The sequence below is a fragment of the Chelatococcus sp. GCM10030263 genome (assembly GCF_042666455.1).
Classification (GTDB): Bacteria; Pseudomonadota; Alphaproteobacteria; order Rhizobiales; family Beijerinckiaceae; genus Chelatococcus.
Window position 1 is genome coordinate 826,312 of record NZ_JBHTDB010000005.1, and the last position, 13,874, is coordinate 840,185.

Genomic DNA, 13,874 nt, shown 5'->3' on the forward strand with positions numbered 1-13,874 from the left:
ATCGATATCTTATTGGCATATTGTTGGCGTGCTCGCAATCGTGGCGAGCGGGCTACGCACCTTGCAGCAACTGGTCATCCCGGGGCCGTGCGGAGCATGGAGCCCGGGATCCAGAACCGATGTGGCTTGGGATTAGGCCGCGGCGATCGGCGGCATCAGACCTCCAGCGGCGTCGGTTCTGGATCCCGGACAGCCGCTATCGCGGCTTCCGGGATGACCGACTGAACAGCTGGAGCTAACCTCTACAGCGCCGCGAGCTGATACTCGCGGTCAACTGAGGAGGCGTGCTGCCGGTGGTCGAAGCCGTAGATATGCAGCGAGATCGCCTCTTGGTCCGTGTCGTTGATCATCTGATGGATGTTCGGCCCGCTCGGCAGCATGCAGGCGATATAGCCGGGCTGGCGGAGCTTCTCGCCGTTCATGACGGCCTGGCGCTCGTTGATGGCACGGAAGCGGATCTCGCGGATGTGTCCGGAGAGGACGCCGAAGCAGCACGAGCAATGGTGATCGTGAATGCACGTCCGGGCGCCCGGCATCCAAACGATCGCCCAGACACTGATCTCATCGTCGCCGAACAAGAGGTTGCGCGCATAGGTGCCGGGCTTGCGCACGAGGTCCACGCCGTCGAGCAGGCCGGGCTTTGCAACGAGCCGTTCCAGCACCGCGCGGGCGCTCGCAAGATAGTCCGAGGCCGTGCCGCGGCTCGCGGCGCTCAGCCGTTCGAGGAGGCCCGTCTCGGTCGCTTGCTGGATATCGGCCATGCACCACCCGTTCGTCTGGATGAGCGCAGGCTAAGGCCGCTCAGCGAGAATTGGTTTGCGAAGTTTTGCGTACCTATGTCCGTGGTGAGAAAAATTTTGCGCGCTAGTGCTGGAAACGGGTACATGTTTGACCAATAAGGCGTTCTATGAACAAATGATACGCTCCTGGAAGTCTCCGGCGTCATGGCCGGGCTTGTCCCGGAATCCTGATCTGGGAGGCGCTCCGCTCCCGATCTGGATCATGGGAACTCGGGTGTTCCCGAGTTCCCCGCCTTACGCCAATCGGGAGCACCCGATTTCGGGCACGAGGCGGGGATGACGGCACTGGAGCCCGTGCCCACACCTCATAGAAAAGCGACCACAGCCAGAGAGAACCCGTGCCTTCTACGAAAAAGCCGAAATTCGACGCCTTCGACCTGAAGCTCTTGCGTGAGCTGCAGCAGGATGCGGCGCAGCCGCTTGCCGAGCTCGCGGCCAAGGTCGGGCTCTCGCCGACGCCGTGCTGGCGGCGCATTCAGAAGCTCGAAGAAGCCGGCGTCATCCGCCGGCGCGTCGCGATTCTCGATCGCCAGCGGCTGAATGTCGGCGTTACCGTTTTTATCGCCGTGCGCACCAACCAGCATAATGCCGAGTGGCTGGAGCGCTTTGCGGCGGCCGTGAAGAACATCCCCGAGATCGTGGATTTCTACCGGATGAGCGGCGAGATCGACTATCTGCTCAAAGCGCATGTGCCCGACCTGCAGAGCTATGACGTGCTCTACAAGAAGCTGATCTCGACCGTCGATCTGAGCGACGTCACCTCGATGTTCGCCATCGAGGAGCTGAAATCGACCACGGAAATCCCGCTCGGCTTCGCGGAGGTGTCCTGATCGCGACAGTTGGTCAGGCAGTGGTCCGCAGGGCCGCGCGACGCGTCACACCTTCAGCTTCGTCCAGCGGCCATTGTTGCGCGATGACGTCACGGCCGCCTCGATGAAGGCCATTCCGGCGACGCCGTCGGCAATGGTCGGGAACTCGACGACCTTCGGCATCGGCGCGCCCGACCGCCGCGCGCGGATCGCCTCGGCCACTTCGGTGTAGAGGGTCGCGAAGGCTTCGAGATAACCCTCCGGATGGCCCGAGGGGACACGCGTGACGCGGGCCGCCGCGTCATTGGCGGCGGACGTTCCGCGCGCCATGATGCGCGGCGCTTCGCCGAAGGGTGAGTATTTGAGCTGGTTCGGGTGCTCCTGCGCCCATTCGAGGCCGCCCTTCTCGCCGTAGATGCGGATCCTCAGGCCGTTCTCATGGCCGGGCGCTACCTGGCTCGCCCAGAGCGTGCCGCGCGCGCCGCTCTCGTAGCGCATCATCACCTGGACATTGTCGTCGAGCCGGCGGCCGGGCACGAAGGTGGTCAGCTCGGCCGAGAGTTCGCTCGGCATGAGCCCTGAAATAAAATGGGCGAGCTGGAAGGCATGGGTGCCGATGTCGCCGATCGCCCCACCCGCGCCGGAGCGCGCCGGGTCCGTGCGCCATTCCGCTTGCTTCTGGCCGGTGCGCTCGATCGGCTCCGTCAGCCACTCCTGGGGATACTCCACCTGGATGACGCGGATTTCGCCGAGTTCGCCGCCCGCCACCATGGCGCGCGCATGGCGCACCATCGGATAGCCGGAATAATTGTAGGTCACGGCGAAGACGACGCCAGCCTTCTCCGCCGCCTGGCGCAGCGACAGCGCCTCCTTGAGGCTTGTGGCCAGCGGCTTGTCGCAGATCACATGGATGCCGCGCTTCAGGAAGGCGAGCGCCGCCGGAACATGCATATGGTTGGGTGTGACGATGGCGACCGCCTCGATGCTCTCGCGCCGGCGGGCCTCCTTCTTCGCCATGGTCTCGAAGTCGGAATAAATGCGGGCGGGATCGAGGCCGAGCGCCTCGCCAGAGCGCATCGCCTTCTCCGGCGTGGAGGAAAGGGCGCCGGCGACAAGTTCGTAGTGGTCGTCGAGGCGGGCGGCCATGCGATGCACCGCGCCGATGAAGGCGCCTTCGCCGCCGCCCACCATGCCGAGCCTGATGCGCCGGCTCATTGGCCGAGCCCCAGGATCTTGCGGTTGGCCAGCGTGTCGGCGCCGCTCGCCGCGAAATCGTCAAAGGCTTTCGCGGCTCGGCGGATCATATGGTGGCGGATGAAGTCGGCCCCCTCGGACGCGCCCTGTTCGGGATCCTTCAGCGCGCATTCCCATTCGACGACTGCCCAGCCCTCATAGCCGTACTGGGTGAGCTTGGAGAATACGCCGCCGAAATCGACCTGCCCGTCGCCCGGCGAGCGGAAGCGGCCGGGCCTGTCGACCCAGCCCTGGTAGCCGCCGTAGACGCCTGAGCGGCCGGTCGGATTGAGCTCGGCATCCTTCACGTGGAAGGCGCGGATGCGCGCGTGATAGATGTCGATGAAGGCGAGATAGTCGAGCGCCTGCAGCACGAAATGCGAGGGATCGTAGAGGATTGCGGCGCGTGGATGATCGCCGACCGCCTCCAGGAAACGCTCGAAGGTCACGCCGTCGTGCAGGTCCTCGCCCGGATGGATCTCGAAACAGGCATCGACCCCGGCATCCTCGAAGGCATCCAGGATCGGCCGCCAGCGCTTGCCGAGCTCGGCGAAGGCCTCGTCCACGAGGCCAGCCGGGCGCTGCGGCCAGGGATACATATAGGGCCAGGCGAGCGCGCCGGAGAAGGTGGCATGCGCCGTGAGGCCGAGGTTCCGGGAGGCTTTCGCCGCGAGCTTCATCTGCTCCACCGCCCAGGCCTGGCGCTCTGCCGGCTTGCCGTGGAGTTCCGGCGGCGCAAAGCCGTCGAAGAGGACGTCATAGGCCGGATGCACCGCGACGAGCTGGCCTTGCAGATGGGTCGAGAGCTCCGTTGCTTTCAGCCCATGCCGGTCGAGCCTTGCGAGCAGGTCGTCGCAATAGGCCTTGGACTGGGCGGCCTGCTTAAGGTCGATCAGGCGCGGATCGTTGGTCGGAATCTGGACGCCGACATAGCCGTGGCCGGCGGCCCAACCGGCAAGGCCATCGAGGGAATCGAACGGGCTGGTATTGCCCACGAACTGGGCGAGGAAAATCGCAGGTCCCTTCATGGTCGCCGCCTCCGCTTCAGTTGAAAATCGCTTTTCACGGGTCCCGTCGAGCCGCGCACGACGAGCCGTGTTGCAAATACGACATCCTCGCCGCCGGGCTCTTTCGCCAGAAGGCCGATCATTCGTGCCATAGCTTGCCGGCCGATGTCGAACCGCGGCTGGTGGATCGTCGTGAGCGGTGGCTCGAAGGCATCCGCCAGCACAATGTCGTCGAAACCGACGACGGAGATGTCGTCCGGCACGGCAAGGCCCCTGGCGCGCAGCTCGCTGACGGCGCCCACCGCCATCTGGTCGCTCGCCGCGAAGATCGCGGTGAAATCGGTGCCGGTCTCGAACAGCCGGCGCACGGCCGCGCGGCCGGCGGCGAGGCCGAAATCGCCTTGCACCACGAGCGCCTCGTCTGGCGCAAGGCCATGGGCGGCAAGCGCCCGGCGATAGCCGGCGAGGCGGTCGACGGCGAGCGTCTCGGGCATCGGTCCGGTGATATGGGCGATGCGCCGATGCCCGAGGGCAACGAGGTGCTCCACCGCCTCGGCGGCGGCGGCCACATTGTCGATCTTCACGAAGGGCAGGGAAAGGTCGGGAAAGGTCTCGAGGGCGATGACGATCGGCGGCAGGCGTCCGAGCTCGGCCTTGAGCACCTCGGGAAAGCGGCCGACCATCAGGATGAGCCCATCGGCGTGGCGGGCGTGCACCATGTCGATATAGTGCTGGATGCGCTCGTCGTCGTTGCGGGCATCGCCCATCAGCACCTTGTAGCCTGCCTCGACCGCGGCCTCTTCGACGCCCTTGTAGATCTCGAGATAGAAGGGGTTCGAAATGTCGCGCACGAGCAGGATGACCGTGCGGCTCGCGCGGCTGCGCAAGTTCCGCGCCTGCGAATTCGGCACGAAGCCGGTGGCGCGCACCGCCGCCATCACGCGCTCGCGCGTTTGCGGCTGCACCTTGTCCGGCCGCTGCAGGGCGCGCGAGACGGTCGCGGTGGAAACGCCCGCGAGTTCCGCAACGGTGGCGATGGTCGGCGCGGGCACAGCTCAGACCCTCAGCCGTGTCTGCCGCCCGTAGAGCAGCATGAGAACGAGGAGGGTAAGCCCGAAGATGATCTGCCGGCCGTAGCTTTCGAGCTGCAAGGTCGTCAGCACGCTCTGCAGCAGGACGAGGGCGATGGCGCCGAGCACCGTGCCGCTATAGCCGCCGGCGCCGCCGGCGAGCGACGTGCCGCCGATGACGACCGCGATGATCGACGAAAGCACGTAGGGATCGCCGACGCTGATGAAGGAATTGCCGGTATAGCCGATGACGCAGACGCCGGTGAGGCCGGCAAGGAGGCCGGAAAGGCCGTAGAGCATGCAGCGGATGCGGCCCACGGGCAGGCCGACCAGCATCGCAGCACGCTCGTTGGCGCCGATGGCATAGACGGCGAGCCCGAAGGAAGTGCGCCGCAGCAGAAAGGTGAGGGCGGCGGTGATGACGGCCCAGACGATAAGTATGCCGGGAATGCCTGCAACGAGCGGCCGGTTGATGAAGGCCATCAGCGCCGGCGCCGCATTGCCCGAAGGCACGCCCTGCGAATAGACGACGAGCCCGCCTTGCAGGATCGCCGTCATGCCGAGCGTCATGACGAGCGGCGGAATGCGGACGACGGTCACGCCGATGCCGTTGACGAGGCCGATGAGGAATGTCGCGGCGCCAGCGGCGACGACCGCCGGCAGGATGGCGGCGTCATCGCCGCTCATCACATTGCCGGCGATGACGGCGCCGAGTGAGATCATCGGCCCGACCGAAAGATCGATGCCCTCGCGCCCGCCGAGGATGACGAGGTTCTGCCCCGCCGCGACGATGCCGAGAATGGCGGCGACCGTGAGCAGCCGTACGATCTGCTCGCCGCTCGCAAAGCCCGGTGACAGCGTCTCGCCGATGAGGAGGAGCACGAGGATGGCGCCGCCCGCCAAGGTGAGCGGATTGGTGAGGAGGTCGCGCGTCATCGCCGCGTCACCAGGATGCCGCCGGCGAGCGCGGCGAGCACGATGAGCCCCTGCACCAGCGTCTGCCAGGCGAAGGGAAGGCCGGCGAAGAAGATGACATTGCCGATCATGCCGAGGACGAGCGCGCCGAGAACGGAGCCGATGGGCCCGCCCGAGCCGCCCGAGAGCGCCGTGCCGCCGAGCACGACGGCGGAGATGGAGGCGAGCGCCAGCGTCTGCCCAAGCAGCGGATCGCCGCTCGCCGTCTCGCCCGTCAGGCACAGCGCGGCGATGCCGGCGAAGAAGGCCGAAAGCACGAAGGCGCCGATCCGGATGGGTGCGACCCTGAGCCCCGTCTGGAAGGCGCCGGTGCGGCTGCCGCCCGCCGCGAGGAGATGCGTCGCATAGGGCCGTCGCCCCAACACGAGCGCCAAGGCGACGCCGGCGAGAAGGATGAGGAGCACGACGGGGAGGCCGAGGACGGTCGTGCCGTAGCTCCGCCAATAGGCTTCCGGCACCGGCAGCCCCGCCTGGGGCAGCACGAAAAGCGCGGTGCCGGCGAAGACGATGGCGGTTGCGAAGGTAGTGACTATCGCCTGCAGCCGGAGCACGGCGATGAGAACACCATTGACGAGGCCGCAGAGGATCGCGGTACCGAGGCCGGCCGCCATGCCGATGAAGATGGCGTCGAGGCCGTCACCGCCGACCGCGGCGATGACCGTGACGGTGACCACATTGACGAGCGCGGCGATGGCGCCGACCGAAAGGTCGATGTCGCCGCCGAGCACAACATAGGTCTGACCGATGGCGACGAGGGCGAGCGGCAGGAAGGTGGTGAGGTTCGACTGCAGCACGGAGGGCTGCACGAAGGAGGGCTGCAGCGCCGTGTTGACGGCGACGAGCACGAGAAGTGCGGCGAGCGTCATCAGCCAGGGCTTGTCGCGCAATGCCGCGCTCATGCCGCTTCTCCGTAAGCCGCGCGCGTCAGATGGAAATGGTCGAGCGTCGCGCCCCGGAGTTCCGCGACCACGCGGCCGGCGTTGAAGACGATGACGCGGTCGCACCACTCGAGGAGTTCGGCATCCTCCGACGAATAGAGGAGGATGCTGGCGCCTTCGTCGGCGAGCCGGCGCATGATGGCGAGGAGGTCGGCCTTGGCCCCGAGGTCGATGCCTTTGGTCGGGTCGTCGAGCAGGAGCACGCGCGGCGCGGCGGCGAGCCAGCGCGCGATGAAGACCTTCTGCTGGTTGCCGCCGGAGAGCGTGCCGATCGCCGCATCGAGCCCGGCATATTTGGTCTTCAGGCTTTCGGCGACTTGCGTGAGGCGTGGCGTGAGCGCGCGCGGCCGCACCAGCTTCGACCGTTCGCGCACGAGCACGGCGGCGGCGAGATTCTCCAAGATCGAGCGGCCGGCGAAAGCCGCGTCCCGGCCCCGATCGCCGGAGACATAGGCGAGACCGCGGCGGATCGCATCGGCCGGGCGGCGGAGGGTTACCGGCTCGCCTTCGATGGTGACGCGACCGGCCGAGAAGGGCAGCGCCCCGAAGAGGCCCTGCAGCAGCGCCGACTGGCCCTGGCCCTGCAGACCGCCGAGCCCGACGATCTCGCCGGGGGCCACTGCGAGCGAGACGCCGCGCACGCGGGCATTGGCGACATCCTCAGTGATGAGGCGGGGCTGGGCGGCCGCGGCGGGCGTCCGGCGTTGCGCCGCCGGATGCACCGCGGCGCTGCCGATCATATGTCGCACCACCGTATCGCGCTCGGTTTCGGCGGTCGCAAGCTCTGCGACCGTCGCGCCGCCGCGCATCACGGTGATGCGGTCGGCGACCGCGAAGACCTCGTCGAGGCGGTGGGAGATCATCAGCGTCGAGACGCCCTCGGCCTTGCGTGCCCGCAGGATCTCGAAGAGCCGCTCCGCCTGCCGCCCGTCGAGCGCGGCCGTTGCCTCATCCATGATCATGAGGCGAGGCCGGCGGGCGAGCACCTTGAGAATCTCGACGATCTGCCGCAGGTCGGGCGTCAAATCCGCGACGATGGCGTCGGGCGCGAGCTCAGCCCCGGCGACGCCGGCGAACAGCGCGATCAACTCCCGCGCCTCCGCCCCGAGCCGCGTCCGGTCGACGAAGCCGAGCGCCGTGCGCGGCTCGTGGCCGAGCCCGATATTGGCCGCGACGCTGAGCTGTGGGATGAGGCTGAGCTCCTGATAGAACAGGGCAATGCCCGCCCGCTCCGCGTCCCGCGGGCTGCGGAACCGGACCGGACCGTCGCCGATCACGATCGCGCCCGCATCCGGCGCGACGGCCCCGGCGATCACCTTGCAGAGCGTGCTCTTGCCGCAGCCGTTCGCACCGATGAGGGCGTGGATCTCGCCCTCGCCGACCGTTAGGCGGCCATCCGACAGGGCGACGACGGCGCCGAAGCGCTTGCCGACGCCCTTCGCCTCGAGAAGCGCCATCTTACTTGAAATACTGCTGCGCCTCGTCGGGGGTGACGACCGCCGTCACCGACCAATAGCCCGGCTTGCCTTCGGCCTCTTTCAGCACCTCGGCGAGGTTCGTGTTGTCGACGAAGGGGATCGGGATATAGATCGCATTGCCGTTCGGCCCCTTGAAGATGCCGTCCTTGAACTCCTTGCCCATGAGGCGGAGCACGGCGACATTGAGTGCCGAGGCCATGACGCCGGGCGGATTGACCGAGGCGCCGGAATTCAGCTTCTGCTCGGCCCAGCGGGTGAGGAAGTCCTTGCGGATCTCGCCGGTCGCGGCGATGTCGTTCTTCTTGCCGGCTGCCTCGATGGCGCGCCAGGCGCCGTCGGCCATGCCGTCCTGCACCCAGACGCCGTTGATCGTGGGATAGGTGGCGAGCAGGTTCTGCATCGTCTGCTGGCCCTTGGCCTGGTCCCAATCGGCATTGGCCTGGTTCAGGATCTTGATGTCCGGATATTTCGCGAAGACCTCGCGATAGCCGGCGACGCGCATCTCGTTCGCCGGGTTGCCTGCGATGCCGTTGATGGTGACGACATTGCCTTTGCCGTTCAGGGTCTTGGCGAGCCATTCGGCGGATTTCACCGCCCAGTCCTTCTGGTCGATGCCGACATAGATCGCGTCCTTGGAGGCGATCTCCGCATCGGTCGCGACGACCAGGATGTTGCGCGCCTTGGCCTGGGCGAAGACCGGGTTGAAGGCGGTCGGGCTGTTCGGATTGACGATGATGGCGTTGACGCCCTGATTGATGAAATTGCGCACATGGCCGATCTGGCCCTGCACGTCGACCGTCGAGCTCTGCACCACGACCTCGACATTGACGCCGCGATCCTTCCAGGCGGCGGCCGCGGCCTGCGCTTCCTCGATCATCTGGGTGCGCCATTCGCTGCCCACCCAGCCGTTCGACAGGCCGATCTTGAAGGACTGCTGGGCGCTGGCAGCGCCTCCCATGGCGAATATGGCGGCCGTTGCGAGTACGGCCCTGCGCGTGGCACCGCTGCGGGTCATCGTTACCTCCCTCGTCGTTCATTTTGGACGCAGATGCCAGGATGTAATCGATTGCACGGCCCGTCAAGGCTACTTTGGTCGGCACCGGTTCACCTCTCCCCGTCCGCGGGGAGAGGGGAGCGCGCATAGAGCGATGGACGGTCGCCCCAGCTCAAAGGAACGAACACTCCGTTGCTCTAACCAATTGTATCGCCTAACCCGCCTGAGCGCTCTGAGCCGACCGCGCCAGTCCCTCGAAGGCGTCGAGCAGCCGCTCGCGCCAGGCGAAAACCGGGTCATCCGGCGCAAGAAGCTCCGTGGTGCTCACGCAGCGCGCCCACATGAAGGGCCCGAAGGCGCAGTAGTCCGCATAAAGCGGGCTGTTGCCGGCAATGAAGGGCTGATGGCGCAGGATCGTCCGCAAGGGCGCGAGCGCGCGCCCGAGCTCGGCGAGCCGCGCCTCCCGGTCGCTCACGACCTCCTCGAGGCGCATGCCGTAGCGCTGTTCGCGCGAACTGCGGAAATAATCGCGGTCCTTCTCGTGGATGATGCCGTCGATATCGATGAGAATGACACGTGAGATCGCCGGCACGAGCACGCTGTCCGCCCAGCTATTGACGAAGCGGCTCACGGGCTGCGCAGCCTCGCCACCAAAGAGGGAGGGCCGGTCGGGGTAACGGCTTTCGAGATGCTCCGCGATGCGCCAGGAATCGCTGACGGCCTCGCCGTCGTCGACCAGAACGGGCACCAGCCCCTGGCCGGAGAAGGCGATGTCCTCCTTGTCCGTGAAGCGCCAGGGGCGCCGTTCGGCCTCAATCCCCTTATGGGCGAGTGCCATGCGCGTCTTCCAGCAATGCGGGCTGAAGCGGAGCTCCGGATCGGCACCTGCGAGTTCGTAAAGGGTGAGGGAGGCGGGCATGCTCGACTGCTCCTGCAGCGTTAGTGGCATAGCCGATCTCACCAGAACCGGCATGGACTGTTCAAGAGCTCCCGGAAGCTTCGAGAGTCATGTGTCGAGTGGAACCAGCCCGAGCATGGCGCGATCGCCGACGTAAGCTCAATGCGCCTTCGACTCCCGCAGGATCTAGTGATTTCACTTGATCCTAAGATATTTAGAAAGATGGCGCATTTTACAACAAAATCATCAGAATCCGATATCGAAGGCACTTCCATGATGATGTAAGATATCCTCCTCGTTACTGAGGATTACTAGGGAGAATTTCCATGCGTGAATTGTCTCTCGATGAATTACAAATGGCTGGTGGCGGACAAAGCATTATTCATAATGTGATCGATTTGTTTGCAGACGTAACAATGACCGGCGGAGCCATGGCTGGGGCGGCCGGTGGAGCCTGCGTCGGCGGGCCTGCCGGCGCGGCGATCGGCTCCTTGGCCTTAGGTTTTGTCTGTTGGGTCGCACCCGAAATACTGAAGTTGTTCGTCTGAGATAATCAGCAGCTCGCGGTCACATGAGCGAGCGCTTGAAGCTCCGGTACCTGACGCAGAGATGCGCCAGGTGCTTCGGCGCAGAAGAATCCGCATATTGCCATTTCCGATCGGCCGGAATGCCGATCACACGCCTCGGCGATTTGGAAGGGGGCAAGACTTGCGGTCACCAATCACACATCGAGAGATCGCTTACCCAGCCGTCTTGGCAGCCTCGGCCTTGTACCAGTCGAGGATCTCGGCGCCTGTCCACGTCACCACGCCCTCGTGGCCGAGGATATAGTCGTAGAGTTGTTCCAGATATTTGATCCGGTGAGGTACGCCGGTGAGATAGGGGTGGATGGAGATCGCCATGACGCGCGGCGCCTTGGCTCCCTCCAGGTAGAGGCGATCGAACTGGTCCTTGCCGCGCCGCAGGATCTCGTCGGAGGGCTGCTGCTGCACCGCGCTGATGACCACATCGTTGATCTCGACCGTATAGGGCACGGAGACGATCGGCCCGGCGCGTGTCGCAAGCGAAACGGGTTGGTCGTCGAGCACCCAATCGGCCACATATTCGATGCCGGCCTCCGCCAGGAAATCGAGCGTGTCGTCCGTCTCGGTAAGCCCGGGGCTTTCCCAGCCGCGCGGCAGCTTGCCGGTGAAGGCGCGGATCGCCTCGATCGTCTGGCCGATGGCGGCGCGCTGGTCCTCCACCTTGTGCATGGGCCGCTGCACGAAGCCGTGGCCCATGAAGTCCCAGCCGGCGTCGCGGGCGGCGGCGCAAACTTCGGGATAGAGCTCGCAGACCGAGCCGTTCAACGCAAAGGTCGCCTTGAGCCCGCGCGACGAAAGCGCCTCGACGAAGCGCCAGAAGCCGACGCGCATGCCGTATTCGTGCCAGGCCCAATTGGGCAGGTCCGGCAGCAGCGGCTGCCCCATCGGCGGCGGCAGGACGGTGCGCGGCATCGCCGCCTCGGGACTCCAGTTCTCCACATTGACGATCGTCCATACGGCCACCCGCGCCCCGCCGGGCAGGGATAGCGCCGGGCGGGCATGGATCGGGCTATAGGGCAGGCGCTTGCGCAGCGAGTGGCCGATAGTGGAGGTCATGTCCGGAGTCCTTTGTGTTAGGCGTGCTCGTCGGCTGTGGTCATGAACAGGAGCCGAGGGCCGGGGGCGTGCGCTCGGCCTGCGGCGGCAGGAAAGCTTTGGTGAAGACGCTGTCGAGGGGCACGTCGGTCTTGATCTTGTATGCTGTCAGGATCTCCTTGATCGAGGCGTTCATGCGCGCATCATCGATGCTGCTGATGCCGTTCTTCTTGAACTCATCCGTCAAGGTAAGCGTCTGCAGGCCCTCGGTGAGGCGGAGGCATTCCGTGTCGAGCTTCGCCAGCGGATCGCGCGCCTTGATCGCCGCGACGGAGGCCTTCGGGTCAGCGATCGCGCCCTTGAAGGAGGCGTTGATGGCGCGCACCATTGCGGCAACCGTCTTCGGATTCGCGGCGATATAATCGGGGCGCGTCACGATAGCCGTCCCATACTGCTTCACGCCATAGTCGTTGTAGCGGAGTGTGACGACCTTCTCCAGCGGCGTGCCGAGCTCGACGACGCTCATGATGCTCGAAGTGGTGAAGCCCGCGACGGCGGCGACGTCGCCGCGCACCATCATGGGCTCGCGCAGTTGCCCGCTGAGCTGCTGCCAGGTGATCGTCTTGGCATCAAAGCCGGCATCGGCGGCGAAGATGTCGAAGAGCGCGTAGGCGGCGCTGCCGGGCGTCGCACCGAGCGTCTTGCCTTCGAGATCTTTCGGCATCTTGATGCCGCGCCCGTCGACGGTGATGACGGCGAGCGGGGAATTACCACCGGTGACATAGATGGCGATGAGCTTCTTTTCGGGATTTTCGGCGTTGAACTTGACCATCGTCGCGATGTCGGCCCAGCCGAAGTCATAGGCGCCGGAAGCGACGCGCGTCATGACATCGCCCGAGCCGCTGCCCCGGTCGATGGTGATGGTGATGCCTTCCTTCTTGAACTCGCCCTTTTCGGCACCGAAGAGATAGACCGACTGCGGGCCCTGGAAAGCCCAGTCGAGCGTCATCTTCACATGCGGGCTTTCGACGCCTTGAGCTGCCGCGGAAGTGGCAAGGCCAAGGCAGGCAGCGATTGTCAGAACAGTTTTCTTCATGATCCCCTCTATTATTTTCTGATGGAATACTTACAAGTTCGAGCCGGGCACGATCCCGGGGGGCAGTTCATAGCAGTAGTCGGCGACTGCCCCCGGCGTCGTCCACCACACGCGGTCACGCTTCGGGTGTTCGACGCAGTGGGTCAGCGCCCGGCGCAGTGCCGGCAACCGGAAGGGCTGGCCGATGACGAAGGCGTGCAGCGAAACGGTCATGACCAGCGGCTGATCCGCGCATTGCTCGACCATCTCGTCGAACTGGGCGACGATCATGTCTGCGAACTGCTCGGGGGTGTTGCGCCGGTGGATGATGGAGGCGGAATCGTTGAGCTCCGCCGGATAGGGCACGGAAAGGAGCGGCCCCGCGCGCGTCTTGAGCCAGAATGGCTGATCGTCCGCCGGCCAGTCCATGACATAGCGGTAGCCGGCCTCCTTCAGGAGGTCCGGGGTCGTGTTGCTCTCCGATGCAGCCGGTCCCATCCAGCCTTTCGGCGGCTTGCCTTCGTTCCGGCGGATCGTCTCGGTCACGTCGTCGATCAGGCGCTGCTCGTCGAGCTCCCACAAATCGCCCTGTCGCTCGGCGTTGGTGCGGCCATGGCCGATGATCTCGTCGCCGCGCGCGCGAATACGGTCGAAGATCTGTGGATGATCATCATAGAGCAGCGAGTTGATGTTATGCGCCGCTGGCAGGCCGAGCTTGTCGAACATATCGAACAGTCGCCAGACGCCGACGCGATTGCCGTAGTCGCGCCAGGCGTAGTTGCGCTGGTTCTGCGGCTCGCCCATCTTGGCGGGGTCCCAGCCGGTGCCCTTGCGATAGGCATAAACCTCGAGATTAGTCACGGCGCAGAAGGCAAGGCGCTTGCCGTCCGGCCAGGCGTAATCAGGGCGTTCGAAAATCGGCGAATAGTCGTACCGGTTGTGTTTCGGCAGCATGGGTGGGATCGAATCCTTGCGATC

Annotated in this window: 14 protein-coding genes; 2 read left to right on the plus strand and 12 right to left on the minus strand. The window is 65.6% G+C overall.

Annotation, left to right across the window (positions count from 1 at the left end):
• Positions 1 to 242 precede the first annotated feature (242 nt).
• Positions 243 to 761 carry a cysteine dioxygenase gene (locus ACFQU1_RS14015; RefSeq protein ID WP_378133508.1) on the minus strand — a complete coding sequence of 173 codons (519 nt, stop codon included), beginning with the start codon at positions 759 to 761 and terminating at the stop codon, positions 243 to 245.
• A 377-nt stretch (positions 762 to 1,138) separates the two neighbouring features.
• Here ACFQU1_RS14015 and ACFQU1_RS14020 point away from each other — a divergent pair, with 377 nt between their 5' ends.
• Complete coding sequence (locus tag ACFQU1_RS14020; RefSeq protein WP_378133510.1) at positions 1,139 to 1,630, plus strand: Lrp/AsnC family transcriptional regulator; 492 nt, start codon at positions 1,139 to 1,141, stop codon at positions 1,628 to 1,630.
• Between the two features lie 45 nt (positions 1,631 to 1,675).
• On the opposite strand, the gene ACFQU1_RS14025 is transcribed toward ACFQU1_RS14020, so the two are convergent.
• The 8 genes from ACFQU1_RS14025 to ACFQU1_RS14060 all read right to left on the minus strand — a co-directional run bounded on the left by ACFQU1_RS14025 (position 1,676) and on the right by ACFQU1_RS14060 (position 10,223).
• The gene (locus ACFQU1_RS14025) at positions 1,676 to 2,824 is read right to left on the minus strand and encodes a Gfo/Idh/MocA family protein (RefSeq protein WP_378133512.1); all 1,149 of its coding nucleotides are present in this window, start codon (positions 2,822 to 2,824) and stop codon (positions 1,676 to 1,678) included.
• The gene (locus ACFQU1_RS14030; protein WP_378133514.1) at positions 2,821 to 3,870 is read right to left on the minus strand and encodes a sugar phosphate isomerase/epimerase family protein; all 1,050 of its coding nucleotides are present in this window, start codon (positions 3,868 to 3,870) and stop codon (positions 2,821 to 2,823) included. Before ACFQU1_RS14030 ends, ACFQU1_RS14025 begins: the two co-directional genes overlap by 4 nt.
• On the minus strand, positions 3,867 to 4,901 hold the full coding sequence (locus ACFQU1_RS14035) for a LacI family DNA-binding transcriptional regulator (protein ID WP_378133516.1): 1,035 nt from the start codon (positions 4,899 to 4,901) through the stop codon (positions 3,867 to 3,869). Before ACFQU1_RS14035 ends, ACFQU1_RS14030 begins: the two co-directional genes overlap by 4 nt.
• A 3-nt stretch (positions 4,902 to 4,904) precedes the next feature.
• Positions 4,905 to 5,855 (minus strand): ABC transporter permease, encoded by a 951-nt coding sequence (locus ACFQU1_RS14040; protein WP_378133518.1) that lies wholly within the window; start codon positions 5,853 to 5,855, stop codon positions 4,905 to 4,907.
• Positions 5,852 to 6,793 (minus strand): ABC transporter permease, encoded by a 942-nt coding sequence (locus ACFQU1_RS14045; protein ID WP_378133520.1) that lies wholly within the window; start codon positions 6,791 to 6,793, stop codon positions 5,852 to 5,854. Before ACFQU1_RS14045 ends, ACFQU1_RS14040 begins: the two co-directional genes overlap by 4 nt.
• Entirely contained in the window at positions 6,790 to 8,289 is a 1,500-nt protein-coding gene (locus tag ACFQU1_RS14050; RefSeq protein WP_378133522.1) for a sugar ABC transporter ATP-binding protein, read from the minus strand. Before ACFQU1_RS14050 ends, ACFQU1_RS14045 begins: the two co-directional genes overlap by 4 nt.
• Position 8,290: 1 nt before the next feature.
• Complete coding sequence (locus ACFQU1_RS14055) at positions 8,291 to 9,268, minus strand: substrate-binding domain-containing protein (protein WP_378134057.1); 978 nt, start codon at positions 9,266 to 9,268, stop codon at positions 8,291 to 8,293.
• Between the two features lie 250 nt (positions 9,269 to 9,518).
• The gene (locus ACFQU1_RS14060; RefSeq protein WP_378133524.1) at positions 9,519 to 10,223 is read right to left on the minus strand and encodes a glutathione S-transferase family protein; all 705 of its coding nucleotides are present in this window, start codon (positions 10,221 to 10,223) and stop codon (positions 9,519 to 9,521) included.
• Between the two features lie 305 nt (positions 10,224 to 10,528).
• On the opposite strand from ACFQU1_RS14060, the gene ACFQU1_RS14065 reads away from it, so the two are divergent.
• On the plus strand, positions 10,529 to 10,750 hold the full coding sequence (locus ACFQU1_RS14065) for a hypothetical protein (RefSeq protein ID WP_378133525.1): 222 nt from the start codon (positions 10,529 to 10,531) through the stop codon (positions 10,748 to 10,750).
• Between the two features lie 192 nt (positions 10,751 to 10,942).
• Here ACFQU1_RS14065 and ACFQU1_RS14070 read toward each other — a convergent pair whose 3' ends face one another.
• From ACFQU1_RS14070 to ACFQU1_RS14080, 3 genes are read right to left on the minus strand one after another with little or no spacing between them, the layout of a single operon-like run.
• The gene (locus ACFQU1_RS14070; RefSeq protein ID WP_378133527.1) at positions 10,943 to 11,842 is read right to left on the minus strand and encodes a polysaccharide deacetylase family protein; all 900 of its coding nucleotides are present in this window, start codon (positions 11,840 to 11,842) and stop codon (positions 10,943 to 10,945) included.
• A 40-nt stretch (positions 11,843 to 11,882) separates the two neighbouring features.
• Positions 11,883 to 12,917, minus strand: coding sequence for an ABC transporter substrate-binding protein (locus ACFQU1_RS14075; protein WP_378133529.1), 1,035 nt, complete (start codon positions 12,915 to 12,917; stop codon positions 11,883 to 11,885).
• A gap of 30 nt (positions 12,918 to 12,947) precedes the next feature.
• Positions 12,948 to 13,850 (minus strand): polysaccharide deacetylase family protein, encoded by a 903-nt coding sequence (locus ACFQU1_RS14080; RefSeq protein ID WP_378133531.1) that lies wholly within the window; start codon positions 13,848 to 13,850, stop codon positions 12,948 to 12,950.
• Positions 13,851 to 13,874: the final 24 nt, after the last annotated feature.